This window comes from Streptomyces sp. BL1 (genome assembly GCF_057628045.1).
Genome location: NZ_JBXYWZ010000002.1, coordinates 7,412,909 through 7,439,674 on the forward strand (window position 1 = coordinate 7,412,909; position 26,766 = coordinate 7,439,674).

Below are 26,766 nucleotides of genomic sequence, written 5' to 3' on the forward strand. Positions count from 1 at the left end.
GGTTCAGTCCCCCAGAGTGAGAGCGCCCGGTGTGGGAGCGCCCAGGTCGAGCGTGAATTTGGTGACGGCGAACGCCTCGGCGTAGCGCGCGTGGCATTCGATGCCGCGGATCCGGGCGAGGCCGAGGAAGGCCTCCCGGTCGTACCAGGGCCGGTGCCGCTGCGAGGGGTAGTGCTCCTGCAGCAGCCGCACCTTCTGTTCGGCGATCTCGGGTGAGAGCGGCTGGTACGCCCCCATCCGGCCGAGGTCGCCGTCCCACTTGACGATCTCGTAGCCGAGCACGAGGTGATCGCGGAAAGCGGTGGGTATCAGCTGCGCCAGGCCGCGGTGATCCTGGTGCGCGTCATCGGTACGCGGGGCCAGTACGAGATCCGGCTCGGTCTGCTCGCGCAGCTCCTCGACCGCGGACTTGGCCTCTTCCCAGTGCACGGGCAGCCGGCCGTCCGGCAACTTCAGTACAGTCAGGCGCAGTTCGGCGCCCGGGCAGAAGGCGGCGAGCGCGGCCTGCTCCTCCCGCTCCCGCGCACTGCCGCCGCCGGAGAGCACCAGCGCGTCGACGCGGATGCCGGGGCGCGCCAGGCACATCGCGAGCAGCGTGCCGCCGGCGCCGATGGCGATGTCGTCGCAGTGCGCGCCCACCGCGACGATCCGGGTCACGGGCCCGGCCCCGAGCCGGATCACGCTCGCGCTCCGGCGCCGTTGCCGGCGGCACCCTGGAGAACAGCCCCCGCGCCGTCCCGTTCCCACACGGCCCACGGGCGGTCGCCCCGCGCGTAGCCGGCGTCGAGCGCGGCCTTCTCCTTCACGGTGTCGGTCGGCTTCCAGAAGCCGCGGTGCTGGTGTGCCACCAGCCGCCCCTGCTTGGCCAGTTGGCCGCAGCCGTCGGCGACCAGGTCCCCGCCCTCGGGGATGTGGTCGAAGACCTCCTGGCGGAGCACGAAATAGCCGCCGTTCTCCCACAGCGGCATGTCGCTCACCGCGGTGATGCCCCCCACCAGGCCGTCCTCGCCCAGATCCACGCAGTGGAAGGACGACTGCGGCGGCACCACCATCATCGACGCGCCGGCGTCGCGCCGGGCGAAGTTCTCGATCATCTGCGGCAGCGGCGCGTCGGTGAGCACGTCGGCGTAGTTGGCGAGGAACATCTCGTCGCCGTCCAGGTGATGGCGCACCCGGCGCAGCCGCTCACCGATCGGCGACTCGACGCCGGTCTGCGCGAACGTGATCGTCCAGTCGGAGATGTCGGTGGACAGCAGCTCGGTCCGCCCGCCCCGCAGCACGAAGTCGTTGGACGTCGTCTCCTCGTAGTTGAGGAAGAAGTTCTTGATGTGGTGCGCCCCGTAGCCGAGGCACAGGATGAACTCCGTGTGCCCGAAGTGCGCGTAGTAGCGCATGACATGCCAGATCAGCGGGCGCGGTCCGACCATCGCCATCGGCTTGGGCATGTCGTCGGAGGCGCCGCTGCGCATCCGCAGCCCGTAACCGCCGCAGAACAGAACGACCTTCATGACTTCTCGACCTCGACAATGCTCAGTTCCGGGATGGGGAAGACCAGCCGGCCGCCCCACTCGTGCACGAAGGACAGCTGCTCGACGAGCTCGGCCCGCAGGTTCCACGGGAGGACGAGAACGTAGTCCGGCCTGTCGGCGGCGATCTGCTCGGGCGGCAGGATCGGGATGCGGGTGCCCGGCGTGAACCTGCCGTGCTTGTACGGGTTGCGGTCGACCGTGTACGCGAGCAGATCGGGCCGGATGCCGCAGTGGTTGAGCAGCGTGTTGCCCTTGCCCGGGGCGCCGTAGCCGACGACCGTCTTGCCGTCCTCGGCCGCGGTGATGAGGAACTTCAGGAGGTCCCGGCGCACCTTGGCCACCCGCGCCGAGAACTCGGTGTACCCGGACAGCTCCTGCAGCCCGGCGGCCTTCTCCCGGGCCAGCACGTCGGCCACTTGCCGACTCGGCTCGCCGGCCACCTCGGCCGGGCGGGCCCACAGCCGGATGGAGCCGCCGTGCGTGGGCAGCAACTCGACGTCCACGAGCGAGAGTCCGCCGCTGGCGAGAGCCTGGATCGCGGACGCGACCGTGTAGTACTGGAAGTGCTCGTGGTAGATCGTGTCGTACTGGTTCTCCTCGATCAGCGTCAGCAGGTGCTGCACCTCGATGGAGACCCAGCCGTCGTCGGCGACCAGGGCGCGCAGTCCCTTGGTGAACCCGACCACGTCGGGGATGTGCGCGTACACGTTGTTGGCCGCGACCAGATCCGCCGGGCCGTGCTCGGCGCGGACGGCCGCGCCGGTCTCCGGGGACAGGAACTCCGTGAGCGTGGGCACGCCCGCGTCCCGCGCCACGGCGCCGACGTTGACCGACGGCTCGATGCCGAGGCAGCGGATCCCGCGGTCCACCACGTGCTTCAGCAGATACCCGTCGTTGCTCGCCACCTCGACGACGAAGGCGTCCGGGGCGAGCTCCGCCCGCTCGACCGCGTCGGCGACGTAGGCGCGCGCGTGCTCCACCCAGGAGGTCGAGTACGAGGAGAAGTACGCGTACTCGGTGAACGTGTCCTCCGGCTTGATCAGCGGCGGGATCTGCGCGAGCCAGCAGTCGGTGCAGACCCGCAGGTGCAGCGGGTACGCCGGTTCCGGCTGGTCCAGTTGGTCCGCGGCGAGAAAGCTCTCGCACGGCGGCGTCGCCCCCAGATCGACGACGCTCTCCGTCGCCGTCGAGCCGCAGAGTCGGCACTGTGTCATGTTCTGTCCCCATCCCTGCCCGCGCGGGCCCCCCGCCGCGAGCCTGTGTTCCCGTTTCCTGCCGGCAGCGGGCTGTCCCCGCCACCGGACCGCCCCGCGATCGCGGTGCGATAGCCCTCCACCAGGCGCTCCAGCCCGACGGCCGGACTGAAGCCCAGCTCGTAACGGCGCCGGGCCGCCTGTCCCATCTCCCGGTTGCGGGCCGGTCCGTCCGCGATCCGGCGTATGCAGGACGCGAGCGAGGCCGCCTCGCCCGGCCGGTGCAGCAGCCCGGTCACCCCGTCCTCGACGAGTTCGACGAAGGCGCCGTGACCGGCGGCGACGGTCGGTACCCCCGCCGCCATCGCCTCCACGACGACCAGGCCGAACGCCTCCAGCCATGTGGAGGGAGCCACCACGGCGACCGACCGCGCGATGGCCCGCCGGCACTCCGCCGCGTCGTACAGGCCGACGAATCGCACGTCGTCCCGGCCCGCCGCCCAGGCGGTCACCTCCGCCTCCAGCGGCCCCGCGCCGGCGATCACGAGCGGCACGCCCGCGCCGCCGTCGGCGGCGATCTCGTCCCACGCGGCCATGAGCAGCCGCAGGCCCTTGGCCTCCGCGAGCCGCCCGAGAAACAGCAGGTGCTCGCCGTCGCCCGATCTGCGGACGCCCGGCTCCGGCACGAAGTTGTGCTTCACCGCGAGCCGTTCGGCCGGCATGCCGGCCCGTACCAGGACGTCGCGCTGCGCCGCGGAGATGCAGAAGAACCGCTCCACGCCGGACCACCACCGCCGCCGGTTGACCGACAGGCTGACCGCGAGCGGCACCGTCGCCAGCCGGGAGTTCCGGTAGCAGCCGTGCCGGACGGCGGGCATGGGCGACGAGCCGACGCACTCGGTGCACGGCCGGCCGTCCCGCTGCAGCGTGCCCGGCGGGCAGACCTGGGTGTAGTTGTGCAGCGTGGCGACGGCGGGCACGCCGGCGTCGGCGCAGGCGGCGAGCACCGCGGGCGACAGGAGCGGGAAGACGTTGTGGACGTGCACCACGTCAGGGCGCAAGGTGCGGAGCCGCGCGGCGAGTTCGGCGCGGACCGCCGGGTTCCACGGCACCAGCAGCGGCACCGCGGCCTTGCCCGGCAGGGACCGGGCGGCGATGTCGTCGCTGCGCCGCTCGAACACCTCGACCCGGTGGCCGGCCGCGCGCAGCAGCCCCACCTCCTGGTCGACGACCTTGTTCTCCCCGCTCGGCTGCGCCGAGCCGTAGCGGTTGTGCACCACGAGTACGTGCATGCTCAGGTCACCTCTGATTTCTGGGCCCAGCGCGGCACACGTCGTCGCGGGACTGCGGGTGTCGGGAGGGGCGCGGCCGCGGCGGGTGTCGCCAACAACGAGGCGGCCAGGGCCAGATGGAGCAGATACGGCGAGGCGTCGCCCAGCCCGGCCTCGGTGTACGACGCGATCGCGCAGTAGCTGATCAGGAAGATCGCACAGGCCCTCGGCAGCGACGGTGGCCGCAGCAGCGCGACGCCGCCCAGCACGATGACGATCGCCGCCACGAGGGTGATGCCGGTCAGACCCTGCTCGTGGTAAACGGCCAGCCAGCTGTTGTCGATGGGCAGTCCGCCGAACGACTTGTCGCCCAGGCCCACGCCGAACAGCTGCTCCGAGGCCGTCCGGGGCGCCGCCAGCAGGGCGTCCCAGACCTTGGCCCGGCCGGTGAGGCTGGTGAGGTACTCCTGGGTCTGCCCGCGCAGGAACCACGCCTGCAGCAGGGAGCCGAACCCCACCGCGGCCACCGCGGCGCACAGCACCGCCCAGGCGAAGAACCGGCGCGCCGCGGCGCTGGTCAGGACGAGCGAGCCGATCGCCAGCGTCAGCCCGATGAACAGGCCGAGCGTGGCCGTCCGGGTATGGGTCAGCGCGAGCAGGACGGCTGACGGCACGATGACCACCGCCGCGCCGGTCCTGTCGGTCCGGCGGCCCAGGACGAGCAGCACGGTGAGCCCGATGATCACCGCGGCGTACTGTCCGATCTGCGGCGGGGTGAGCGGCCACAACGCGCCGACCAGCCGCCCGCCGTAGATCTCGGGCAGGGCAGCGCCCGGTGAGATGACGAGGCCCGCGGCCACCGAGCCGAGCACCGCGAAGTACATCCGGATGTGGTGCCGGACGAACGTCAGGCCGCCGTCCCACCAGCGGCTGAGCAGCCACAGTGTGCCGGCGAAGAGCGCCAGCCGGCCGCAGCGGAACAGCGCGCCCAGCCCGGACTCCAGGTACGCGCTGGAGATCACGCTCGGCACCACCAGCAGGGTGAGCAGCAACAGGAAGGCGCTGGGCCGGAATTGGAGCCGGAGGTTGAGCGCGAGCGCCAGCGCGAACGCGGCGACCAGCGCGCCCATGGTGACCAGCTGGATGAGGGAGCGGGGGAGCGGAATGATGGTCTCCGCTCCGGCGGAGCCGAGCGTGTTGAGGATCAGCAGCCCCCAGGCGATCCCGACGGCCTTCGGCGTGCCCCCGGTCTTCGGCGCGGCCCCGGTCTTCGGTGTGTCCGCACTCATCTCAACCACCGTCCTGTGGCTGGAAGGTGCTGCCCGCGTCCTGCCGGTACGGCGTGTCCTGCCACTGTCCGGAGTCGAGGACCGTGCTCGGGTCGTGGGCGACGAATTTCCACGGTCCGACGTAGACGTTGTCGTGCCAGCGGTTGTGCTGCTTGCCGGTGATGGCCTCGGCCACCCGCTCGCCCTTGTACGGCGACCAGTCCGGATAGGTGCCGTAGTTGGCCAGCACCGCCATGCGGTCGCACTTCTCCGTGCACTCGACGACGGACTTGTCCAGCACGAAGCGGTTCTTGTGGATGTCCACCCGCTGGGTCTTCCACCGGCAGTCGGCGTAGAGCGGTGCCTTGCCGATCGCCGGCTTCGCACAACGGTCCTTGTTCTTCACCAGCAAGGTGCAGTCACCGGACGAGGTGTTGGCCGGGCTGTTGCAGAACCGGTCGGAGTTCTCCCACAGGGTGATCCCGGACCAGTTGTTCTCCAGCACGTTCCCGGAGACCTCGATCTTGTCCGTGCGGGCCCGGACCCGTGGTTCGCCACCGGACTCGGACAAGTAGACCGTCGCGAACGGGAAGTTGTCGCCGCGGTCGGCGTACCTGCGGCCCTCGACCCAGTTGTTCCGCCGGATTGTGTTCTTCCGGACGACCGCGTTGTAGCTGGTCTCGTAGATCAGCGCGGCACCGTCGTTGGCCTCGATCACGTTGTTCTCGATGCGGAAGTCGTTGTTGTTGGTGTCCGCCCACAACCCGGTCCCGCGGTTGTCGTGCACCCAATTGCCGCGTATGTCGGCGCCGTTGACGGCCCAGAACTTGACGCCTCCGGTGCAGCCGCAGCCCTCCCGCCGCCGCTCCCAGTCGCCGGTGTTGTTGCCCGTGATCTCGTTGCCCTCGATCACCAGGCCGGTGAGACGGCCGGTGCCCTTGTACGCGTTCATGCCGTACTGGCCGTTGCCGCGCAGGCAGCTGGCGCGGACCCGCTGGCGGGAACCGGCCATCAGCCCGGCGGCGGAGTTGTACTGGATCGTCGCGTGCTCGATCGCCCACCCGTCGGCCGAGTCGTGGTTGACCACGCCCTCGTCGTGCGGCGCGACGAAACGCTGCACCGTCAGATAGCGGATGGTGACGTCGCGGGCGCTGCCGCCGAACGCGTACTGATTGGTCTTCCGGCCGTCGAGGACCGCGCCCGGCGCGCCGATGTAGCGGTTCCCCTTCTTGGGGACGACCTGGGAGTAACGGTCCGGATCGAGCCTGTGCTTGCCGGGCCGCAGCCAGAACGTGGTGTTCGCGGGGCTGCTCTTGGTCTTCGCCGCCAGGTCGCCGACGACCGCCGGGTCGACCGTCACCGCGCCCGCCGGCGCCTTCTCCGGTCCGGCGGCGGGCTCGGCGCACACCCGTGCCGCGGGCGCGGTCGGCGCGGCGCTCGGCGCGGCGGTCGGCTTCGCGTCGGCGTCCGACGGCGTGCTCTCACAGCCGGTCGTCGCCAGCAGGGCCAGGGTCAGCGGTGCCGCCGCCCACGTCCACTGTCGCCTCCTGAACCTCACGCGCCCACCTCGCCGCGGAACTTGAGCACGGTGGTGAACTCCCGCGCACTGTCGGTGCTGTGCTGTCCGGGGAGGGCGGTGCCGACCAGCGTGGTGGCGGGTACCTTGCGCCCGAAGCCGGGGGAGTACCAGCCCAGCGGGGGGTCGTTCTCGCCGCGGTGCGCCCGCCAGTTCAGCTTCCCGGGCAGGTCGAGCACCGCGGAGCGCCCCTCGCCGTCCCGGGTCCAGGTGAGCACCGCCCGGTTTCCCACCAGGTCCGCGGTGATGTCGGGCCCCAGGTGAAACGCCAGACGGACGGCGCGACCCGGGCCCCGTACCTCGTCGATCACCCGCAACTCGCCTGTCGTGGAGTCCAGTTCGACCCGGCGGCGGTGTACGGAGTCCTGGTATCCGTCGTGTTCGGCGCACCAGCGGACCGTCCCCGTACGGGCGGAGTCCTCCGTGTCCGCGACGAGAACACGGCTGCGGGCATGCCGGGTCCACAGGAACGGGCCGCCGGAGACGGACTGGTCACCGCCGTTCAGCTGCAGGGTGTTGTGGCCGAGGGTCGAGCGGAAGTACTGCCGCCACTCGGGCTGCCCGTGATAGCAGTACGTCCCCGGGTCGGAGAGTACGTCGACCCCGTCGTGCCGGACCTCCACGGACAGCGCGTCCGCGTGGGCGTGCGCGGCGATGGACAGGAAGCCGTGCGGACCACCGTCGCAGCGGCACCAGATCTCTCCCGAGTCGCCCCGGCCGCGCAGGATGGTGAGCCCGGCGTCGGCGAAGTGGCCCGGCCTGCTTGCCGGCCGGGTCACGGCCGGTGCGTTTCCGATCGCCGCGTACGGCCGGATGAGCGCGGCCAGCAGCGGGGTGCGCACATCGGTTCCGCCTGCCGCCGGCCACCAGGGGAGAGAGCCGAACACGGCGTCCCCGGTGGCCAGCAGCGAGGCCCAGCGGTCGGTGCCCGCGCCGTCCACGACCAGACCGTGCCCGTCGTCCGCGTCCCCCTGGCGCGGCGGCCGCAGCCGGCCGTCCACGACGGCCGCGAGCGCGTCGGTCATCCGCAGCAGCACCAGCCGGACCGTCGCGGGGACGGGCACGCCGGCGGCGTCCGCCTCGGCCACCGCCGCCAGGCCCAACTCCACTACGAGGCCGTGATATTCGGTGGCCAGCTCGCGGTTGAGGCCGGAGTGGAAGGTGTTGCCGCGCAGGTGCCGCTCCAGCGACCGCAGCGCGCCGGCGCGCCAGCGCGCCGACGAGGGAAACCAGTCGAACGCGCAGGCCGCGGCGAACTGCCCGGCGGTCTCGGCGATGACGTGGTTGTTCGCCGAGGACCCCCGGCTGGGGAAGGCCGCCAGCCAGCGCTGGTGGTGCCAGATCTGGTCCAGCGCCACCGGGTTGCCCTCGAACAGCCCGGCCGCCCCCGCCCAGCCGTCGAGCAGCCGGCGGATCCACACCCACGACAGCAGCCGGATCCCCAGCTCGATGCCGCTGATCCAGTGCACGCCGCGCAGCGGCGGGTTGGCCGCCCACCACGACTCCAGGTGTGCGGCGACGCGCTCGGCGTACCGCACCTCCCCGGTGAGGGCGTAGGCGGCGGCGAGCACCGTCAGGTACTGATGCCGGGACGGCTCCCAGATCTGCTTGATGTCCCCGGCCACGTCCTCGTTCCGGTACGGCACGTCGAAGGCGTGACCCGACGGCGCCCGGCGCCCGGTCTTCGGGTCGTGGAACCAGTCCGGATCCGCCATGTCGTCGCGGTCCACCCCGAAGTACGAGGCGTGCCCGTCCATCAGCCGGTCCGCCTCGGCGACGAGTCGTTTCGCGGCGTCCGGCGGCACCGCGGCGACCGTCCCGGCGGGAAGTACCGCGGTGAACCGGGCGCCTGTCACGTTCGGGCAGACGGGCGGCGACGACCGCCACCGCCGTCTGCGCACCGCGTCGCCCGCCCGGCCGCCGACCTCCCGCGGTCCCATCCGGGACAGGCGTCGCAGGTACCAGCCCGGACTCGTCGAGCTCACAGTCATCGCGTCCTCGCCAACGTCACCGGCGCGCCGCCGGCCAGGCCGGTCTGCACGGCGAGGGTGGCCGCCGTGGTGGCGACCAGCGACTCCAGCGGCACCGGCATCGGCCCGCCGGTCCGTACGGCCTTGACGAACGCGGCCAGTTCGGCGTTCTGTCCCTTGTCGCGGGCCTTGGGCAGCCGCGAACTGACCCACTTCTTGGGCGCGTGGACCGAGGCGCGGACGAAGTCGTCGAGCCGCAGCGCCTTGCCGTCCGCGATCAGGTCCAGCGTCTCCTTGGGGAAGCCGGCCGGGCCGGTGGTGACGTAGCTGATGGTGGCGGTGGACTCGTCCGGGTAGCGCAGCACGACCTGCAGGTCCTCGTTGCCGGACGCGGCGACCGCGTACACCGAGACCGGGTCGGCCCCGAGCAGCCAGCTCGCCGTGTCGATGAAGTGCCCGCCCTCGCCGGCGAACCGCGAGCCCTCGGCGCCCTGTTGGAGGTACCAGCTGCCGTGCTGCAGCCGGCCCGCGTTGACCAGGTAACGGAGGCTCGCCGGACCGGTCCGGTCCCCGAACCGCTTCCTGGCCTCCTGCAGCAGCGGTGCGAACCGGCGGTTGAAGCCCACCTGCAGCCGGTCGTTGCCGGACTCCTCCACCGCCGCGAGCACGCCGGCCAGCTCGTCCTCGGTGAGAGCCAGGGGCTTCTCCACGAACACCGCCTTGCCGGCCAGCAGTGCCCTGCGGGTCAGTTCGGCGTGCGAGCTGTGCCGGGTGACCACGAACACCGCGTCGACCGACGGGTCGCCGAGCACGGCGTCGAGGTCGGTGGTCGCCTCGGCGAAGCCGAACTTCCGCTTCGCGTTGGCCGCGGACAGCGCCGTCGTGGTGACGACCGTGGACAACTCGACGCCGTCGCGCTGTGTCAGGTGCGGCAGCAGCATCGACGTCGCGTAGTTCCCGGCGCCGACGAACGCGAGACGTACCGGCGTCCTGCCGGCCCGGGCCGGCGTGGACACCGGGCCGCCGGACCGCTTCACCGCGGGCACGGCCACCGCCGGGGCCACCGCTTCCGCCGAGTGTTCAGCGGGGTCGGGGTAGCGGAACAGCACGGCCACGGCCTTGAGTTCGCCGTCCTTCAGGCGCTGGTACGTCTCCACGGCGTCGTCGAAGTCGGCGACGTGGGACACCAGGGGCTCCACGTCGACGCGGCCGAGGGCGAGGAGATCGAGGAAACACGCCAGGTTGCGGCGCTCGGTCCAGCGCACGTAGCCGATCGGGTAGTCGCGGCCCTCGAGTTCGTACGCCGGGTCGTAGCGGCCGGGGCCGTACGAGCGGGAGAACCGGACGTCGAGTTCCTTCTCGTAGTACGCGTTCCACGGCAGGTCCAGGCGGCACTTGCCGATGTCGACGACCCGGCCGCGGTCCCGGCACAGCCGGGCGGCCAGCTCGACGGGCTGGTTACTGTCGCCGCCGGCGGCCAGGTACACCTGGTCCACGCCGTGACCGCCGGTGAGTTCGGCGACGGCGGCCTCCACGGCAGCGGACGCGGGGTCGCCGCAGGCCGTGGCGCCCAGGCGCTCGGCGAGCTCGCAGCGCACCGGGTCGGGGTCGGCCCCGACGACGCGGACTCCCGAGGCGGCCAGCAACTGCACGACCAGCTGCCCGATCAGGCCGAGGCCGATGACCAGCGCCACGTCGCCGAGCTGTGACTCGCCCTGGCGGACGCCCTGCATCGCGATCGACCCGACGGTGCCGAAGGCCGCGTGCCGCGGCGCGAGGCCGTCCGGCACCGGGGCGTAGAGGTTCTTCGGCACCCAGTTCAACTCGGCGTGCAGCGCGTGCTCGTTGCCGGCGCAGGCCACGAGGTCGCCGACCTTCACATCGTCGATCCCGGCGCCGACCTGCTCGACCACCCCGCACAGCGAGTAGCCCAGCGGCGTGTAGGAGTCCAGCTTGCCCATCACCTTGCGGTAGGTGGCGGGCACCCCGTTGGCGGCCACGCTCTGCATGACCTTGGCCACCTGATCGGGCCGGGAGCGGGCCTTGCCCACCATCGACATGCCGGCCTCGGACACCTTCATGAGCTCGGTCCCGGTGGATATCAGCGAGTAGGCGCTGCGGACCAGCACGCCACCCGGCTTGCACCCCGGCACCGGTACGTCGAGCACCGCCAGCTCGCCGCTCTTGTAGTTCTGCACAACCTGCTTCACCTGAACTCCTCTGATTCCTAAGCCGTTTACCGAGTGCTCTGACCGGACCCAGAGGTCGCGCCGCGATACCAGTACTCGAGGGTCAGCACATGCCACAGATGCTTGGAGAAATCCCGCTGCCCGGCGGCGTCCTCGGCGACCATCCGCTGGAGCGCGTCGCGCCGCAGGATCCCGGAGTTGACGAGCTCGCCGTCGTTGACGACCTCGCGCACCAGCGGTGCCAGATCCCGGCTCATCCAGGCGCGCAGCGGGGCGCTGAACAGGCCCTTGGGCCGGTACACGATCTCGCGGGGCAGGACCGAGGTGGCCGCCTCCTTGAGGACGGCCTTGCCCTGCCGTCCGACGATCTTGCGATCGCCGGGGAAGGCGAACGCCGCCCTGACCACCTCGACGTCCACGTACGGCACCCGCACCTCGGTCGACGCGGCCATGCTGGCGCGGTCCGTGTACGCGAGGTTGAGGCCCGGCAGGAACATCCGGGCGTCGCCCAGGCACATGCGGTTGACGAAGTCGTCGAGCTCGTTGTCCTCGTAGATGTCCGCGTGCTCGGTCAGCACGTCGTCGACCGTCCCGGCCAGGTCCGGGTTGACCAGGGCGAGCAGCTCGTCCTGGTCGTACATGGTGTAGCTGCGCCGGAACGCGGTCTCCTCCGGCAGACCGGCGAAGGAGAGGAACCGTTTCGCGAAGCGCACCGACCGGTACCCCCGGCGGGCCGAGGCGACCGGCAGCCGGTCCACGGCCGCGGACAGCCCGCGCCGCAGGGGCCGCGGGACGCGCTGGTAGCGCAGCGCGAGCAGGTTGGCCAGGTGCTTGCGGTACCCGGCGAACAGCTCGTCGGCGCCCATCCCCGAGAGCATCACCTTGACCCCGGCCTCCCTGGCTGCCTTGCAGATCAGGAAGGTGTTGATCGCGGCGGGGTCGCCGATCGGCTCGTCCAGGTGGTACGTCATCTGCGGCAGCAGGTCGAGCACGTCCGGAGCGATCTCGATCTCGTGCAGGTCGACGCCGAACTGCTCGGCCACCTGCCGGGCATAGCGCAGATCGTCGGGCATCGCCTCGAACTTGGCGTCCTCGGCGCGGAATCCGATCGTGTAGGCCGAGATCCCCGGCTGGTGACGGGCCGCCAGCGCGGTCAGATAACTGGAGTCGAGGCCGCCGGAGAGGAAGGTCGCCACGGGTACGTCGGAGAGCAGGTGGTGCCGGGTCGACTCCTCGACGACGGCGGCCAGGTCCGGCAGTTCGCCGCTACGTGCCCGCTCCTGGCCCTCGGCGGCGACGTCCTTCAGGTTCCAGTAACGGCCGCGCTCCACCCGGCCATCGGGCCGGCACCGCAGCCAGCTCCCCGGCGGCAGCTTCTCCGCTCCGCGGAGCGCGCAGCGCGAGTCCGGCACCCAGTAGTAGAGCAGCGAGGCCACCAGCGCCCCGTGGTCCACCTCCAGCGACCCACCGGTCGCGGCGGCGAGCGCCTTGAGCTCGGAGGCGAACACCAGGCCCGCACCCCGCCGGAGCAGGAACAGCGGCTTGATGCCCAACTGGTCGCGGGCAAGCACCAGTTCACCGGTGCGCTCGTCGAAGATCCCGAACGCGAACATGCCGCGCAGCCGGGGCAGGCAGTCCGTACCCCAGCGCCGCCAGGCCTCCAGCAGCACCTCGGTGTCGGAGGTGCCGCGGAAGCGCACGCCGGAGGCCGCCAGCTCGGCACGCAGTTCGGGCGCGTTGTACAGCTCGCCGTTGTATGTCAGCGCGAGGCCGTCCGAGACCATCGGCTGGGCGCCGGTGCCGGACAGGTCGATGATGGCCAGCCGGCGGTGCCCGAGCTGCACTTCGCCGTCACCGACGGGGTGGCCGTACCGGCCGGCCCCGTCCGGACCGCGGTGGGCCAGGGTCTCGGTGAGCCGGTCGGTGACGGCCTTCCCTTCCGGCCATCGGTAAGTCCCAGCGATGCCACACATGTCTTACCGCGCTTCCTGGTCGTTTTCCTGGCCCGTCCACACCGGCTGCCGCTCCGTCCGCGGCCCGCCTTCCCCCACTGCCTCGACGGCGTGGGAGGCACCCCCGCCGTTCTGCCGGGCCGGCCGCTCGCTCCGGCCGCGCAGCGCGGTGCGCAGCCCGTCCCACAGCGTGCCGTCGGTCCGGTCACGCGGATCGGGGTCGATCAGCACCACACCGATCACCGGAATGCGCAGGTCGGCGAGTTGCCGTGCCACGGTGTGCAGCCATGCGGCGCTGCCGTGCCCGGCACGTACGACGAGCACGGTCCGGCCGCCGAGGAACCGGAGGTCGGTCCACGCCGTGCCGGGCGCGACCGAACCGACGCCGAGCCGGCGCGTCGAGTGCGGCACAGCCGCGGCACCCTCGCCGCCGACCACGTCCGGATCTCCGGTCTGCCGGCGGCTGTTGGCGAGCTGCGAGCCCGGCAGACCGTCGACGACGACCACCGGTTTCTCCGGCGCCAGTTCCCTGGCGACATCCAGGGCGATCGCGCTCGTACTGCCGGCACAGCCCAGTTCCAGCAGCGACACCGGTTCCGCGGAGTCGCGCACGGTGCGGGCCAGGGTCGTGGTGAGCCTTGTCCCCGCCGCCCGGGCCCGTCGGCGCGGCCACAGCCTGCCCCGCCGCGGCGGCAGTTCGGCGATGACCGAGGCGCCCAGGTTCGCCGCGATGTCCCGGCGCAGTACCGGGCGGTCCGCCACCACCGTGCCGACCGCGGCCAGCGAGAGGCCGAGGACGAGCCCGAGGGCGAACCCGATGCCGGCGTTGGTGGCAGCGGACTTGGCCAGGGACTTCCGTACCGCGTGCGGGGCGTCCACGATCTGCGTACCGGCGATGATCCTGGGTGTGCCGGTGCGCGCGTCCGCGGCGCGCTGGTCGAAATCGGCGATCCGCGAGTTGAGTTCGGCCCGGCGGGCGAAGAGCGACTCGAGGCTCGCCGGCGCCTTCGCGCCGGTCTCCGGCGACCGGTCTCCGATCGCCTTGTTGACCTGGGCGAGTTCGTTCCGCATGCGGTCACGCTGCTGGAGCAGGGCCTTGGCCTCGGCCTTCGCGGCCGCCTGCATCCGCCGCACATGGTCCGTGACGAACGCGTCGGCCAGCGCCTCGGCCCGGGCCACCGCGTCGGCGTCGTTGTCACCCGTCACATCGATCTGCAGCAGGTTGTTGGTCAGGCCGGTGCCCCGGTAGTCCTCCATGAAGTCCTCGGGCTTTTCCGGGGACTTGAGGTCATGCAGGGCCAGCTCGGCGATCCGCGTGGTCCCCAGCAGCTCGACGTCCGTACGCATCAGCGTTCCGGTGTCGTTCGGCTGGTCCTCCTGATGCGCGACCAGCACCTTGGTCTCCGCGGTCGGCGGCGACGGCAGCAGGACCGTCACCACCGCGCCGGCCAGCAGACCCAGCAGCGCCAAGGAGCACCAGAGACGGCGGCGTCTGCGCACGGCCGCCACCAGCGCCTGCAGATTCAGCAGCGGAGCGACGGCCGACGCCTGTGAAGTCGTGTTCGTCATGCCGAACCTCCCGTCGCGTGGCCGTGGACCGCGAGCGCCAAAGTGGCGTCGTCCGGAGGGGCCTGGCCTGCGGACTGCGCCGGCCGGGCCCGGACCGGGCCGGCGACGATGGTGCCGACGACCTCGTGCCCCGCGTCCGCACACGCCGCGGCGATACCGGCGAGCTCGTCCGCGGTCCAGCGGCCCGCGCTGAGTACGACCAGCACGCCGGACTCGGCGTCGCGGTCCGGCACCGTCGGCCGGTCCACCGAAACCCCCACCACCCGCAGCGCGGGGTACGCGCCGCTCGAAGAGCCCCGGGAAGCGTCGCTCCCGGCCTCGGCGGCGAGCTGCCCCGCGGCCCGCCGGGCGATCTCGTCGCCGTCCGGAACGACGGCCAGCAGCCGCCGGGGGACCGGCAGTTGGTCACGGAGGCGCGCGTACACCCGTTGATAGCGGATGCGTCTGCCGGCCTCGTCGCCGGACGTCCGCGGGGCCGGCGTGTCCCACCGGATGTCGAGACCCAGCAGCCGGCGGATCCCGGCCCGCGGGCCCCGGCCCTTGGACCGGTGCGTGGGCCGTTCACCGGGCACGTCGACGGTGCCCAGCAGCGCCGAGCCCAGCGCCGCGGCGATCTCCTGTTCGGTGCGCAGCCGGCGGTTCACCCGTGCGGCGGCGAGATGGCCGATGACCGCGAACAGGGAGAACAACAGCGCCCCGCCGACGATGAGTTGCATCCTCGTCGGCGGCGCCTCGCCGGTCGGCCGGGCGGCCGGCCCCATGACGACCATGTTGGCCTTGTCGGTCGCCGGGTCGGCCTCGTCCAGCTTCTTCATGGCCTCCTGCAGCGAGGTGCGCAGCTTCTCGAGCTCGGTGCGGGCCTGCACGCCCTCCACGGTTTTCCCCGGATCGGCGGAATTGGCCAGGTCGGTGATGCGGCGGTTGGTCTGCACGACCTTCTGCCGCAACGCCTCGGGCCCCGCCGACGCCTCGGAGCTGGTGTCGTCGCCCGCGATCCGCGCGGCGAACGTGACGAACTGCTGGGCCACCTGGTCGGAGAGCCGCCGTGCGCCCTCCGGGGTGCCGGCCGTACCCGAGATCTTGATGATGTTGCCGTCGGCGGCCGTGGCGCTCACCCGGTCCCGCAGCTCGCTGCCGCTGCCGCCGGACGGGCCGAGCGCGACGGCAGCGCGGTCGACCACCGCCGAACTGGCCGCGATCTCCGCCTGGGTGAGCAGCTCGCGCTCCTCCCACTGCCCCGTCAGCAGCACGGACGCCGACGTCGTGTACCGCGGCGGGAACAGCAGGGAGGCGCCGTAGCCGACGAGCGCGCCCACTATGGCGATGACGGCGAGAAGCCGCCAGCGCCGACGGAGAATCCGTCCGATCGTGACCAGGCGTATCGTGTCCTCGCTCAACGGTGCGGCCTCTTCCCTGTCCTGCCCGGGTCGTCCGCCGATACCGGAGCGTGGTCACCGCAGGCAGCGGCGTAGGCGGCGAGCAGCGACCGCTGGGAGTTCCGCCAGGAGAGCCGCCCGCTGATCCGCTCCTCGCCGATCTTGCCCATCCGCGCCCGCTTCTCCGGATCGTCCAGCAGCAGTGCGATGAGCTTGGCGAATTCGGCCTCGCCGTTGGCGGGCGCGTAGAGGGCGGCGTCACCGGCGGAGACGCGCGCCTCGCGGAGGTCGAACGAGACGATCGGCCGGCCCATGGCCATGTACTCCAGGACCTTGTTCATGGTCGACACGTCGTTGAGCGGATTGTGCGGGTCGGGGGAGAGGCACACGTCGGCGGTGGACAGGTAGCGCACCAGGTCGGCGTCCGGAATGCGCCCGGTGAACTGCACCTGCTCCTCGAGCCCGAGCTGCCGGGACAGCTCCACCATCGCGACGTAGGCGTCGCCGGAGCCGACGAACACCGCGTGCCAGTCGGTACGTCCGAGCTCGTCGCGCAGCTTCGCGAGGGCCCGCAGGGCGTAGTCGACGCCGTCCTGCGGCCCCATGACGCCGAGATAGCACAGCAGATGAGGCTTGCCGCGCTTCAACTCCGGCTCGGGCGGCACCGGTTGGAACCGGTCGGTCTGGGGCGCGCTGCGCACCACGAAAACGTCCTCGGGCCGCCGGCCGCCACGGCGCACCGCGACGTCCCGGTAGCTCTCGTTCGTGGCGAGCACGACGTCCGCCGCCCGGTAGGTACGCCGTTCCAGCGCGCACACGGCGCGGTAGAGCAGATCCTCGCCGCGGCCGAACCGGGAGAGATACAGCTCGGGCACCAGGTCGTGCTGGTCGAAGACGAACCGCGCGCCGCGCCGCTTCAGCCACAGCGCCGGCAGGAACAGCAGGTCCGGCGGATTGCAGGCGTGGACCACGTCGACCGGGCCGACCTTCCGGGCCAGCCGGAGCGTATGCCACAACGCCGTTCCGTACTCCCGCAGATAGCCGGCAGGACCTCCGGTGGCCGCGCGCAGCGGGTAGCGGTGGATCCGCACCCCGTCGATCTCCGCCTCCGGCTCCGTGTCCCGCTTGTTCCCCCGGGGACAGATGACGTGCACTTCCCAGCCCGCGTCGCGCAGCGTCGTGCACTCCTGCCACACCCGCCGGTCGAACGGCACCGACAGGTTCTCCACCAGGATCAGCGCACGCCGGCCGTGTCCGTCGCCACCGGCCGCGTCACTCCTCGGGTCACCAAGCAAGGCCCACGTACCCCGGTTCGGTCCGGCGCGCCGCGGCGTCGGGAAGGCGGACGAGATCGACGATCACGGGTCCGTCGGGAGCGCCGCCCGGGGGCAGCGCCGACAGCACGGCCGGGTCCTTCGTGCCGACCAGGCACACCTCGGCGTGTTCGAGCACCTCGTCGACGGAGTCGGCGAGCAGCTGCGCGAGGTGCGGCAGCCGGTTCTCGATGTACTCGCGGTTCGCGCCGATCAGCCGGGAGAGGCTCACGTTGGCGTCGTAGATCTTCAGCTCGTAGCCCTTGCCGAAGAGCCTCTCCGCCAGCTCGACGAGCGGGCTCTCGCGGAGGTCGTCGGTGCCGGGTTTGAAGGACAGCCCGAACAGGCCCACCCGGCGCTTGCCGGTGCGCTCGACCAGGTCAACGGCGCGCTGCAGATGGTCGGCGTTGGAGGCCAGCACGTGGGCGAGGATCGGCACCGAGACGTCGGCCCGCCGCGCCGCGTGGACCAGGCTGCGCAGGTCCTTGGGCAGGCAGGAGCCGCCGAAGGCGAAGCCGGGCCGCAGATAGGCGGGGCTGATGTTGAGCTTGCGGTCGGCCAGGAACACGTCCATCACCTGGTGCGAGTCCACCCCCAACGCCTGGCACACCGCGCCGAGTTCGTTCGCGAAGCCGATCTTGAGGCCGTGGAACGAGTTGTCCGCGTACTTGATCGCCTCGGCCACCGGGACCGGCACCCGGAACACCTCGCCGGGCAGGCCTTCGTACAGCGCCGCCACCACGTCGCCGCTCGCCGGGTCGAGTTCGCCGATGACGGTCTTGGGCGGGTCGAAGAAGTCCCGCACGCTCGTGCCCTCGCGAAGGAACTCCGGGTTGACCGCGACCCCGAAGTCCACCCCGGTCGTGCCGCCGACGGACTTCTCCAGGAGCGGCACCAGCAGGTCCAGGCAGGTGCCCGGCAGCATCGTGCTGCGGAAGACGACGGTGTGCCGCCCGCCCTGCCCCTCGCGTTCGGCCAGCGCGGCGCCGATCTGCTCGGTGACCCGCTCCAAGTACGTGGTGCACAGGCTGCCGTTGGGCTCGGACGGTGTGCCCACGCAGACCAGCGACACGTCACTGCCCATGATCGCCTCGCGGACGTCGGTGGTGGCGCGCAGCGCCCCGGTCCGTACGACGTCGGCGGTGAGTTCGCCGATCCGCTCCTCGACCACCGGGGCCTTGCCGTCGTTGACCAGGTCGACCTTCGCCTGGTTCACGTCCACCCCGATGACCTCGTGGCCCAGGCCGGCCAGACACGCGGCCGACACGCAGCCCACGTAGCCGAGCCCTAAGACACTGACCCTCATATCCCGTTCCTCCCCCCAGGCAGACCCTTTTGGCCTGCGCTTCGTGTGCCGGCCGGGCAGTTGAACCCCGGACCCCCGCGCATCAGTACGCCCCCTGCCCCTGGAGCACCGCACGCAGCGTCTTCCACAAGATCACTGTGTCCAGGGCGAGCGACCAGTCCTCCACGTACCGCAGGTCGAGGCGGACCGCCTCCTCCCACGGCAGGTCGCTGCGTCCGCTGATCTGCCACAGGCCGGTGAGCCCGGGCTTGACCAGCAGCCGCCGCCGGATGTCCGGTGCGTACGCCGCGGACTCCTCCGGCAGCGGAGGCCGCGGACCGACGAGCGACATCGATCCGGTGAGCACGTTGAAAAGCTGCGGCAGTTCGTCGAGCGAGTACCGGCGCAGCACCGCTCCCACCCGGGTCACCCGCGGATCCCGGCGGAGCTTGAACAGCAGCCCCGAGCCCTCGTTGAGGCCGGCCAGTGCGGCACGTGCCGCATCGGCCCCGGTGACCATGGTGCGGAACTTGAAGATGGTGAACTCGCGGCCGTCCTTGCCGACCCGGCGCTGGCGGTACAGCGCCCCGCCCCGGCTGTCCACCAGCACGACGATCCCGACGAGCACCATCAGCGGCGCGAACAGCGTCAGCAGGAGTACCGCGGCCGTCCGGTCGACGACCTCTTTGACCACCCGGCGGCCCCCGGTGAAGGTCGGCAAGCTGACCCGCAGCAGCGGGATCCCGAGCACCGCGTCGACGTGCAGCCGCGGCCCGGCCACCTCCATCAGCACGGGGGCCACGACCATTTCGGTGTCGCTGCCTTCGAGATTCCAGGCCAGCCGCTGCAGCCGGTCCGGTGTCCAGTGCGGGTCCGGTGTGACCGCGACGACCCGGTAGCCGTCGCGGCGGATGTGCTGGGCGACGTCCGTCAGCCGGCCGACGACCGGCACTCCGTCCAGCCGGTCACCGTCGATTCCGAGCCCGTCCGTCGTACAGACCGCGTCCACCCGCCAGCCGAGGTGCGGGAACTTGCGGGCCCGGCCGATCAGATCGAGCACGGTGGCCGGGCTCCCCGCAGCGAGTACCGGTCTCAGACACCGTCCCTCATTGCGCAGTCTGTGCAGCCGGAGGCGCAGCAGATACCGCTCGGTCATGGTGACGAGCGCGACCGCCGGGATCGCGACGAAGATCCAGAGCTTGATGTTGTGGGAGGTGAGGGCGATCCCGCCGAGCGCCAGCACGACGGCCGCCGCGAACAGTGAGCGTCCGAGCCGGCGGAACTCCTCGGCGCCCTGGCCGAGCACGGCCGGAGCCCACGCCCGGCTCATCGCAAGCGCGCCCAGCATCAGCAGTTCGGTGCCGAAGGCGAGAATTCCCCATTTCTCGTGCCAGTTGGCCGCGTCCCGGACCCCGAAGAAGCCGCCGATCGCGGCCACGACGAAGGCGGTGGCCACGGTATCGCTGGTGATCACGGTACGGCGGTACCGCTGCTCCCAGTCGATCGCCGGCCGTCCGAACGCCCCGCCCGCCGGACGCCCGGGCGCCGGTGAACGGGGGCCGGCTAAATCCCCCGGCTGCGCAGAGCCACCCAAGTCATCGGTGGGCTCGACGTGTTCGCTCCACACGGTTCCTCCCCCCGGGAGGCTCGCGCCCCCCGCACTGTTCCGCCCCTCGGGAGGCCCCCGCCTCCCGCAGTGTTCCGCTCTTCGGGAGGCCCCCGCCTCCCGCGCCGCACTGTTCCTCCCCCTGGGAGGCCCCCCCCCGCCTCCCGCGCATGCCGATCCCGGCTGTCGCAGCGCTATGTGAACACCCCGGCCGGGTGGCAGCGGACTCGCCTGTCCTGCCGGCCTCTCGAGGTGTGCGGGAACCCGTCGAAACCTCGGGTGCTCCCCACACCCGAGGCCCCTCCCGGGCCCCGAGAGCATGACCCCCACGCCCGGCGCCGGGGACATGCCTGCCGACTCTCCTAGGCGCTTGACCTATGGGTCATCGTTTGTCCCCTCGTGTCCAAACATGTGAAGCAGAGCCAATGTAGACCATCGGGGCCTGTCTGAAGATGGTGATGCGTGCAACTTGTGCTCGGCTTTTGAAGGTTGATTCACAGGACGATGATGTTCCGTCTGTGCCCTGCCGGCGAAGATGTGCCGTGTGACCTGTTATGACGCGAGAGCTCCAGGTTGTCCACGCCGACAGCCCCGAGGCGTCCCGGCACTCCCGGCCGGCCCCACGTTCGGTAGCAATTCGTTAGATTCCGGTTTCGGCGAGTCTCCACCGGCAGGGCGCGGGGAGGGGCCCGTGCGTCGTGCGGGGGTCGTATGTAACCGCCGCGTACCGGCTCGGCTCCCCGGGCAACGTTCCGTCACCCTCCCCACGTCTTCCCGATCACCAGAACGGCGCTCCACGGAGGACGCGCGGAACAGGAGACTCGCGATGGCGGACGGATGTCGGGACTGCGCTACGTGTACGAAGTCGTGGCTGGGCCGGGTGGTGCAGGGGCTGGCGGTCGGCCTGCTGTATCTCTGCACGGCCGGCGTCGCGTTCGTGGTCAAGCGGGGCGTGATGCGGCACTGCCCGCAGTGCCGCCACCTGCTGTCACGCCATGCGCGCCGAGCCGACGGCTCGTTCCGCGACTGAGAGCCCGCTTCCGCGACCGAGGGCCCGCCGGAACGGGGCGTCACCGTCGTGCGGTGGCGCAGGTTCACGGGTGTCCGTGCGGGTCCTTCCGGTCGGCGAGCACCGTTTCCCCGATCAGCTGTACCTGGCGCTCCGCGTCCGGGTAGTCGGCCCTCCAGTCGCACAGCCTGCTCAACGAGGCGTCGCCTTCCGCCGGTTGCTGCTCTTCGCCCTGACGCCGGGCTTCGTCCCAGCTGATGCGCCCCTTGCCGAGCAAGCGGGCGGGTTTCACGTCCAGTCCCGTCAGGACCACGCTGGGCAGGGGGCGTACGCCCGTGCGGTGCTGTGGAACATCGATCAACGTCAACTGGGCGCGCTCGCGCTCGGCCTCGGCCTCGGCCCGGATGGACTCCGCCCGGATCGTGTCATGCGGAATGACGTAAACCGGAGTGCCCGGCAGCAACGTACGGAAGACCACCGCGTGTTCGTGCAGGCGGTGCTCGAGCAGCGCGCTCGGCGCGAGCACGTAGGCCAGCAGCACGAACACTGCCACGTAGATAACGGCGACAATCGCGACGCTCACCCCGCCCAGGAGTGCCAGGGCGGGAAACGGAACCGAGGCGACGGCAATGAGCCCCCAGCCGAGCAGCGGCGGCAAGGGGTGGTGCTTTACCACGAGGCCGCCGGTTTCGGAGGGGAGTTCACGGCGCAACATCGGCCACATTCAACCACGGGGCGGGGGAGTGTCCCGTCAGCCGGGCGTGTGCCCGGCGTGCCCCGCGGCCCCCGTACCGGCGAGTGGGCGGCAGGCGTCCGCCGGCCGTCTCCACCGGACCGTTACCGACCTACCGACCGGTCGGATTGACAGTTGGAGCGGGTGGCGCTGTAGTGCTGCGCACTCGTGACGCCGTTCTTCCGGGGAGGACCGATGTGGAGACCCGCACGACAAGCCTTCGCTGTGCTCGGCAGCGTGACCGCTGCGACCGTCCTGGTGACCGGGTCGGGCCCGGCCACCGCCCAACAGCCGCAGGACCAGGGGGAGTCCGGCCGTCCGCTGCGGATCCTGATCAGTAACGACGACGGCTACCGCCACCCGTACATCCGGCAGTTGCAGGCGGCCCTCAAGGACGCGGGGCACCGGGCGGTGATCGTCGCACCCGCCGAGGACCAGAGCGGCCGCGGCACCGGCATGACGCTCACCCCGAAGGCCACCCTCCGTGCCGAGCAGGCCGAACGGGGAATCTGGTCGGTCACCGGTACGCCCGGGGACGCGGTCACCTTCGGCGTCGAGCACGTGTTCCGGGGAGCCGAGCCCGACCTCGTCGTCTCGGGCGTCAACGCCGGCCCGAACACCGGGGCCACGGCCAATCATTCGGGAACGGTCGGTGCCACAGTCGCCGCCTCGGACGCGGGCATCCCGGCGATCGCCGTGAGCGCGGGCCCGGATCTGACCGCCGCGGAGGAGGAGCGCTACCCGTCCGTACCCCGGGCCGCGGCGTTCACCGAACGCGTCGTGGAGCGGCTCGCCGCCACGGCAGGCCGTGGCCCCCTGTTGCCTGCCGGTACGGCGCTGAACGTCAACTACCCGGCGCGGCCGGACGGTCCGGTCGCCTTCACCAACCTCGGTACGGCGCGCACCGTCTCCGTCTCCTACGCCCCGGACACGGGTACGTGCGCGACGTGTTACCGGCCGCAGCTCCGCTACGACCCGCACGCGCCCGAGCCGGTCCCCAACGCCGACACCACGGCACTCGCCGCGCACGGCGTCTCCGTCTCCCTGCTCACCGCCAATTGGGGCGCGGACCGCTGGGCGGCCGGCTCCGTGCCACCCTCGAAGCAGGAGGTCCGGCACACCAAGTCCCGCCTCACCGGCCTGCGTCCCTGACACACCCGGCGCCCGCCCCGGCCCCGCACGGCCGGTGCCCGGCACCCTCGCATGACACGCCCGCCTCAGCTCGATGCGTACGCCGTGGGGCCGGAGACCGACGCAGCCGGCTGGTCTCGCGGTGTCGCCGCGGCTCTCGCCGGGCGTGGCAGGTTCAGCGGGGCGGGAGGGGGCCGAGCAGCCAACTTCCGGTGGACTGCGGGTCGTCGTCGAAGTAGTAGTCGCGGATGGCTTCCAGCAGGTCGCTCCTGGTGATCAAGCCGTCTGCGTCCCCATCCAGTCGGCGGAAGACCTCGGCCGCGTCGGCGGCGGGCAGATTCATCAAGGCGCCGGTCCAGCGCACGTGTTCGTCCTGGGTGAGTTTCCCGTCGCCGTCGGCATCCGCGATGTCCATGACGGCGTCCAGGAACGGCCGGTAGCCGTCGTCGAACGAGCCGGGGGTTTCCAGCAGCCCGGCGGCGAAGGCGGCCTTGTACTCGGCTTTGCTGATCCGTCCGTCACCATCGGTGTCGGCCACCTTGGCCAGGTGCGACCACAGTTGGAGGCTCAGGTCGTGCAGCCGTTGCCGGGCCGGTGAGCCGGGCCGATGGCCGAACTCCTCGGCCATGCGGGCGACGGCCGAGGTGAAGTCCTCCCGTTCGATGAAGCCGTCACCGTCGCTGTCGTAGGTGGCGAAACGGCGGGCCAGTTTCCGGTCGAGGAACGGCGATATCTCCATGGATCCTCCGTGAGGGGCGTGGCAGTCCCGGGTCCGCGTCGAGTGTCTCCCCGTACTCGGCGTAACCGGTCAACTATGCCCAGAATGACCGGAAATGGCTGACGTTCGGCCGTCCGGTCCTGCTGCGCGCCACCTGCGTCGCGATCCCCTGCGACGCCGCGCGCTGTTATGCATACCGGCCAATACGGTCCGCCCCCTCCTGTGGGCGCCGACCGCGGCCCGCACCCTCGATCATCATGAGGTATGCGCGAGATGAGAGGTGTGCCCGGGTAGTTCGTGATGCCTGAGGGGCGCCTGTTTCTCGCCAAAAGGACCGGGGACGATTGACTGGTACATGTCGGCTCAGCAGGGTTGTGCCTGCGCAACAGCGCATCCCATCAGGGGGCCGCAACGAACACTCCCTGCAATGAGGGTTGTTCGCGCTCCATGGCGAAAAACGGGGGACAACTGCATGGAAAGAGCTGCCAGAAGACTGACGCGTGCGTCGGTCACTCTCACGGCGTGTGCCGCACTGGCCGTCACGGGCACGCTGGCCGGCTCGACGCCGGCCCACGCGGACTACTACAGCGGCGGAATGCCCAAGCGGTCGTTCAGCGTCAAGACCGTCGGCATCAACGGCGAGTGGGTCAAGTACTTCAACACCGGCCGCGGCAACTGGAACAATGCCAAGGTCGGAGCGAACATCAAGCGCACGTCCGGCGCCAAGTCCAAGTTCACGGCCAGCCGCTACAACAGCAGCTGGTACGGCCTGTACGCGCCGGCCGGATCCCGCAAGAACCGGTCCTTCACGATCAAGGTGAACGCCAGGACCATCGACAGGGACACGGGCTCCATCTCCACGTACGACAAGTGGGTGCGGAGCACCACCACGCACGAACTCGGGCACGCGCTGAGCCTCGACGACAACCCGAGCACGAGGAAGTCGTCGCTCATGAAGCACAACCGCAACCGCTCGAAGGTGCAGAAGCCGCTGTCGTATGACAAGTCCGAGGTGAAGAGGATCTACAAGTGACCGCGACACGGAACATCCTCATCGCGGGCACGGCAGTGCTCGCCGCACTCGGCGCCGCCGGCTGCTCCACGGACAGTACGTCCACGAACGGGAGCAAATCCGCCGCGACTTCGGACACGGTCGTCTACCACGCGGACTACCCGGCGTACTCCTCACTCGACGAGGTCATCAAGAAGTCCGACGCCGTCGTCAAGGGAACCGTCGTCAGCAGCCGGGTGGAGCAGATGCGGCCCGACAAGCCCTCCGGCGGCGGCGATCCTGCCACCGACCCGCAGGCCGGCCTCTCACGCGCCGAGGCCAAGAAGGCCGAGAAGGAAGCCGCAGAGGACCCGGTCATCGTCACCGTGTCCAAGGTGAAGGTCTCCCAGGCGCTCTCCGGAGACGTGGCCTCCGGGGACACCATCGAGGTCAGCCAGCTCGGCGGCACCTACAAGGGCGCCACGTACAAAGAGCAGAGCACCACCGGGCTCGCCAAGGGCGGGCAGCAGTACGTGCTGATGCTGGCGGACCACGGCGGCAAGAACCCGTACGACCTCGTCAACCCGGAGCAGGCGCTCTACACCGCTGCCAAGGACGGCACGGTCAAGGCCGTGTCGAGCGAAGGCTTCGACAACGCGGGCAAGGTCGGCCAACTGGCGACCCGGGCGGACAGGATCGCCAAGAGCGGTACACGGTAAGCACCAAGAGCGGTACGCAGTAAGCGAGTTGGGCAAGCACCGTGAACACGCAGTCAGCACACTGCCGGGCTCCGCGCTCGCGGTGAGCCGCCCGGCGCCGCACCGACCGGTGCACCACGCTCCATGCGTGGTGCACCGGTCCGGTGTCACCGCTCCTGCTGGGTGAGCCGGAGCGCCTTGCGCACGCCCGCGCTCAGGTCCACGTCGTTGTCCTTTCCGGAGACGGCCGTGCCGCCCTCGACCCCGTACCAGCCCTGTGTGGTGTTCACCAGCAAGTAGCCTCCGTCCTCGCTCTTCTCGAGCAGCAGGACGTACTCGCCGCCGGCGGTGAACCCGGCGGTCTCGGGCCCGGAACCGGGCGTCGTGTAGGTCACCTCGATCTCCTTCCCCGACGGCTTGCCCTTGGCGGTCGCGAGCACCTCGGCCGGGGCCACGGTCGTGCTCTCCCCGCCGGCCGTCTCCTCGCGCCCGTCGCCGAGCCGCGCCCGTACGATCACGTTCGCCGCTCCTTCCAGCCTGGCCGTGCTGTCGAAATAGGGCTCATCGGCAGCGGCACCGCCACCCCCCGGGCCCTGGACGGGCCCCGCCGGGTCGCTTCCGGGGCCGGGGGAGTCGGGCTGGAGAGTGAAGACGGTGGTGCCGATGACAGCGGCGGCGCCACAGGCGGCAGCAGCCATCAAGAGGCCCCGCCTGCGCGGCCGTTGAGCGGCCGCGGGAGGCGCGGCGTCGACGGACCCGACGAGCTCGGCGAGTTCACCGGTGGCGCGGTCCGAGAGTTCCCCGGGCGCCGCGGCGGGTACGGGGTTGGCATTCCTGATCCGGTTCTTCACGCGCATGACACGGACTCCTGAGGCAGATCGTAGACGTCACGGAACGCTTTGCGTGCGCGATGCAGCCGGACCCAGACCGCCGTCGCCCGGCACCCGAGGACTTCCCCGGCCTCCGCGGCGCTGAGCCCGTCCCAGTAGGTCAGCAGCAGGACCTCACGCTGTGCGGGCGCAAGCCGGTCGAGGGCGTCGAGAACGGCGTCGTCCTGAGGGGACGCGGGCGGGCGGCTCCACTCCTCGGAGATGGTGCGGTGCAACTCCTTGAGGCGTTCCACCGAGCGGTAGTGATTGCTCAGAAGGTTGCGTGCGGTGACGAAGAGCCATCCCGCCCCGACGTCCTGCCCCGCCACCATGCGCTCCCAGGCAGTACGGAAGACCTCGGCTGTCAGTTCCTCCGCTGCTCCCCGGTCGCCCGACCGCCGGTGCACGTAGGCGCACACTCGCGCGTGCTCGCGGACATACAAGGCCGTGAACCGCGCGGCGCGATCCCGGTCGCTGCTCTGCCTCTTCAAGGTCTCCACACCCCGTATATGTCCTGGGC

Annotated in this window: 22 protein-coding genes; 4 read left to right on the forward strand and 18 right to left on the reverse strand. The window is 71.2% G+C overall.

Translation table 11 applies throughout. From position 1 onward, the window contains the following. Positions 1–3: 3 nt before the first annotated feature. From AC3AGO_RS32550 to AC3AGO_RS32615, 14 genes are all read right to left on the reverse strand, one after another. A complete protein-coding gene (locus tag AC3AGO_RS32550) occupies positions 4–681 on the reverse strand; it encodes a PIG-L deacetylase family protein (RefSeq protein ID WP_487823869.1) in 678 nt (225 codons plus the stop codon). Then, positions 678–1,508, reverse strand: coding sequence for a glycosyltransferase family protein (locus tag AC3AGO_RS32555; RefSeq protein WP_487823870.1), 831 nt, complete (start codon positions 1,506–1,508; stop codon positions 678–680). The genes AC3AGO_RS32550 and AC3AGO_RS32555 overlap by 4 nt, the downstream gene beginning before the upstream one ends. Further along, entirely contained in the window at positions 1,505–2,743 is a 1,239-nt protein-coding gene (locus tag AC3AGO_RS32560) for a class I SAM-dependent methyltransferase (RefSeq protein ID WP_487823871.1), read from the reverse strand. Before AC3AGO_RS32560 ends, AC3AGO_RS32555 begins: the two co-directional genes overlap by 4 nt. Further along, positions 2,740–4,014 carry a glycosyltransferase gene (locus tag AC3AGO_RS32565; RefSeq protein WP_487823872.1) on the reverse strand — a complete coding sequence of 425 codons (1,275 nt, stop codon included), beginning with the start codon at positions 4,012–4,014 and terminating at the stop codon, positions 2,740–2,742. The genes AC3AGO_RS32560 and AC3AGO_RS32565 overlap by 4 nt, the downstream gene beginning before the upstream one ends. Positions 4,015–4,016: 2 nt before the next feature. Beyond that, positions 4,017–5,282, reverse strand: a complete 1,266-nt coding sequence (locus AC3AGO_RS32570) for an O-antigen ligase domain-containing protein (RefSeq protein WP_487823873.1) — start codon at positions 5,280–5,282, stop codon at positions 4,017–4,019. A gap of 1 nt (position 5,283) precedes the next feature. Continuing rightward, positions 5,284–6,819: a right-handed parallel beta-helix repeat-containing protein gene (locus tag AC3AGO_RS32575; RefSeq protein WP_487823874.1), complete on the reverse strand. Its 1,536-nt coding sequence runs from the start codon at positions 6,817–6,819 to the stop codon at positions 5,284–5,286. After that, a complete protein-coding gene (locus AC3AGO_RS32580) occupies positions 6,816–8,828 on the reverse strand; it encodes a heparinase II/III family protein (RefSeq protein ID WP_487823875.1) in 2,013 nt (670 codons plus the stop codon). Before AC3AGO_RS32580 ends, AC3AGO_RS32575 begins: the two co-directional genes overlap by 4 nt. Then, a complete protein-coding gene (locus tag AC3AGO_RS32585; protein WP_487823876.1) occupies positions 8,825–11,017 on the reverse strand; it encodes a bi-domain-containing oxidoreductase in 2,193 nt (730 codons plus the stop codon). The genes AC3AGO_RS32580 and AC3AGO_RS32585 overlap by 4 nt, the downstream gene beginning before the upstream one ends. 26 nt (positions 11,018–11,043) lie before the next feature. Continuing rightward, entirely contained in the window at positions 11,044–12,969 is a 1,926-nt protein-coding gene (asnB, locus tag AC3AGO_RS32590; RefSeq protein ID WP_487823877.1) for an asparagine synthase (glutamine-hydrolyzing), read from the reverse strand. A gap of 3 nt (positions 12,970–12,972) precedes the next feature. After that, positions 12,973–14,517: a Wzz/FepE/Etk N-terminal domain-containing protein gene (locus AC3AGO_RS32595; protein WP_487823878.1), complete on the reverse strand. Its 1,545-nt coding sequence runs from the start codon at positions 14,515–14,517 to the stop codon at positions 12,973–12,975. Next, positions 14,514–15,914 (reverse strand): Wzz/FepE/Etk N-terminal domain-containing protein, encoded by a 1,401-nt coding sequence (locus AC3AGO_RS32600; RefSeq protein WP_487823879.1) that lies wholly within the window; start codon positions 15,912–15,914, stop codon positions 14,514–14,516. Before AC3AGO_RS32600 ends, AC3AGO_RS32595 begins: the two co-directional genes overlap by 4 nt. Continuing rightward, on the reverse strand, positions 15,911–17,188 hold the full coding sequence (locus AC3AGO_RS32605) for a glycosyltransferase family 4 protein (protein ID WP_487823880.1): 1,278 nt from the start codon (positions 17,186–17,188) through the stop codon (positions 15,911–15,913). Before AC3AGO_RS32605 ends, AC3AGO_RS32600 begins: the two co-directional genes overlap by 4 nt. Further along, on the reverse strand, positions 17,178–18,512 hold the full coding sequence (locus tag AC3AGO_RS32610; RefSeq protein WP_487823881.1) for a nucleotide sugar dehydrogenase: 1,335 nt from the start codon (positions 18,510–18,512) through the stop codon (positions 17,178–17,180). The genes AC3AGO_RS32605 and AC3AGO_RS32610 overlap by 11 nt, the downstream gene beginning before the upstream one ends. 82 nt (positions 18,513–18,594) lie before the next feature. Continuing rightward, a complete protein-coding gene (locus AC3AGO_RS32615) occupies positions 18,595–20,085 on the reverse strand; it encodes a sugar transferase (RefSeq protein ID WP_487824896.1) in 1,491 nt (496 codons plus the stop codon). A gap of 838 nt (positions 20,086–20,923) precedes the next feature. Here AC3AGO_RS32615 and AC3AGO_RS32620 point away from each other — a divergent pair. After that, positions 20,924–21,127 (forward strand): hypothetical protein, encoded by a 204-nt coding sequence (locus AC3AGO_RS32620; protein ID WP_487823882.1) that lies wholly within the window; start codon positions 20,924–20,926, stop codon positions 21,125–21,127. Positions 21,128–21,191: 64 nt separating this feature from the next. Here AC3AGO_RS32620 and AC3AGO_RS32625 read toward each other — a convergent pair whose 3' ends face one another. After that, entirely contained in the window at positions 21,192–21,821 is a 630-nt protein-coding gene (locus AC3AGO_RS32625) for a hypothetical protein (protein WP_487823883.1), read from the reverse strand. 255 nt (positions 21,822–22,076) lie between these two features. Between AC3AGO_RS32625 and surE the strand changes: the two genes are divergently transcribed. Beyond that, entirely contained in the window at positions 22,077–22,991 is a 915-nt protein-coding gene (gene surE / locus AC3AGO_RS32630) for a 5'/3'-nucleotidase SurE (RefSeq protein ID WP_487823884.1), read from the forward strand. 154 nt (positions 22,992–23,145) lie between these two features. On the opposite strand, the gene AC3AGO_RS32635 is transcribed toward surE, so the two are convergent. After that, positions 23,146–23,709 (reverse strand): EF-hand domain-containing protein, encoded by a 564-nt coding sequence (locus tag AC3AGO_RS32635; protein WP_487823885.1) that lies wholly within the window; start codon positions 23,707–23,709, stop codon positions 23,146–23,148. A 451-nt stretch (positions 23,710–24,160) separates the two neighbouring features. Between AC3AGO_RS32635 and AC3AGO_RS32640 the strand changes: the two genes are divergently transcribed. Beyond that, entirely contained in the window at positions 24,161–24,721 is a 561-nt protein-coding gene (locus AC3AGO_RS32640) for a hypothetical protein (protein WP_487823886.1), read from the forward strand. Continuing rightward, positions 24,718–25,398 (forward strand): hypothetical protein, encoded by a 681-nt coding sequence (locus AC3AGO_RS32645; RefSeq protein WP_487823887.1) that lies wholly within the window; start codon positions 24,718–24,720, stop codon positions 25,396–25,398. The genes AC3AGO_RS32640 and AC3AGO_RS32645 overlap by 4 nt, the downstream gene beginning before the upstream one ends. Before the next feature lie 146 nt (positions 25,399–25,544). Here the strand turns inward: AC3AGO_RS32645 and AC3AGO_RS32650 are convergent, their stop codons facing one another. Both AC3AGO_RS32650 and AC3AGO_RS32655 read right to left on the reverse strand, forming a co-directional pair. After that, positions 25,545–26,234, reverse strand: a complete 690-nt coding sequence (locus AC3AGO_RS32650; protein ID WP_487823888.1) for a hypothetical protein — start codon at positions 26,232–26,234, stop codon at positions 25,545–25,547. Beyond that, positions 26,225–26,746 carry an RNA polymerase sigma factor gene (locus AC3AGO_RS32655; protein ID WP_487823889.1) on the reverse strand — a complete coding sequence of 174 codons (522 nt, stop codon included), beginning with the start codon at positions 26,744–26,746 and terminating at the stop codon, positions 26,225–26,227. Before AC3AGO_RS32655 ends, AC3AGO_RS32650 begins: the two co-directional genes overlap by 10 nt. Positions 26,747–26,766: the final 20 nt, after the last annotated feature.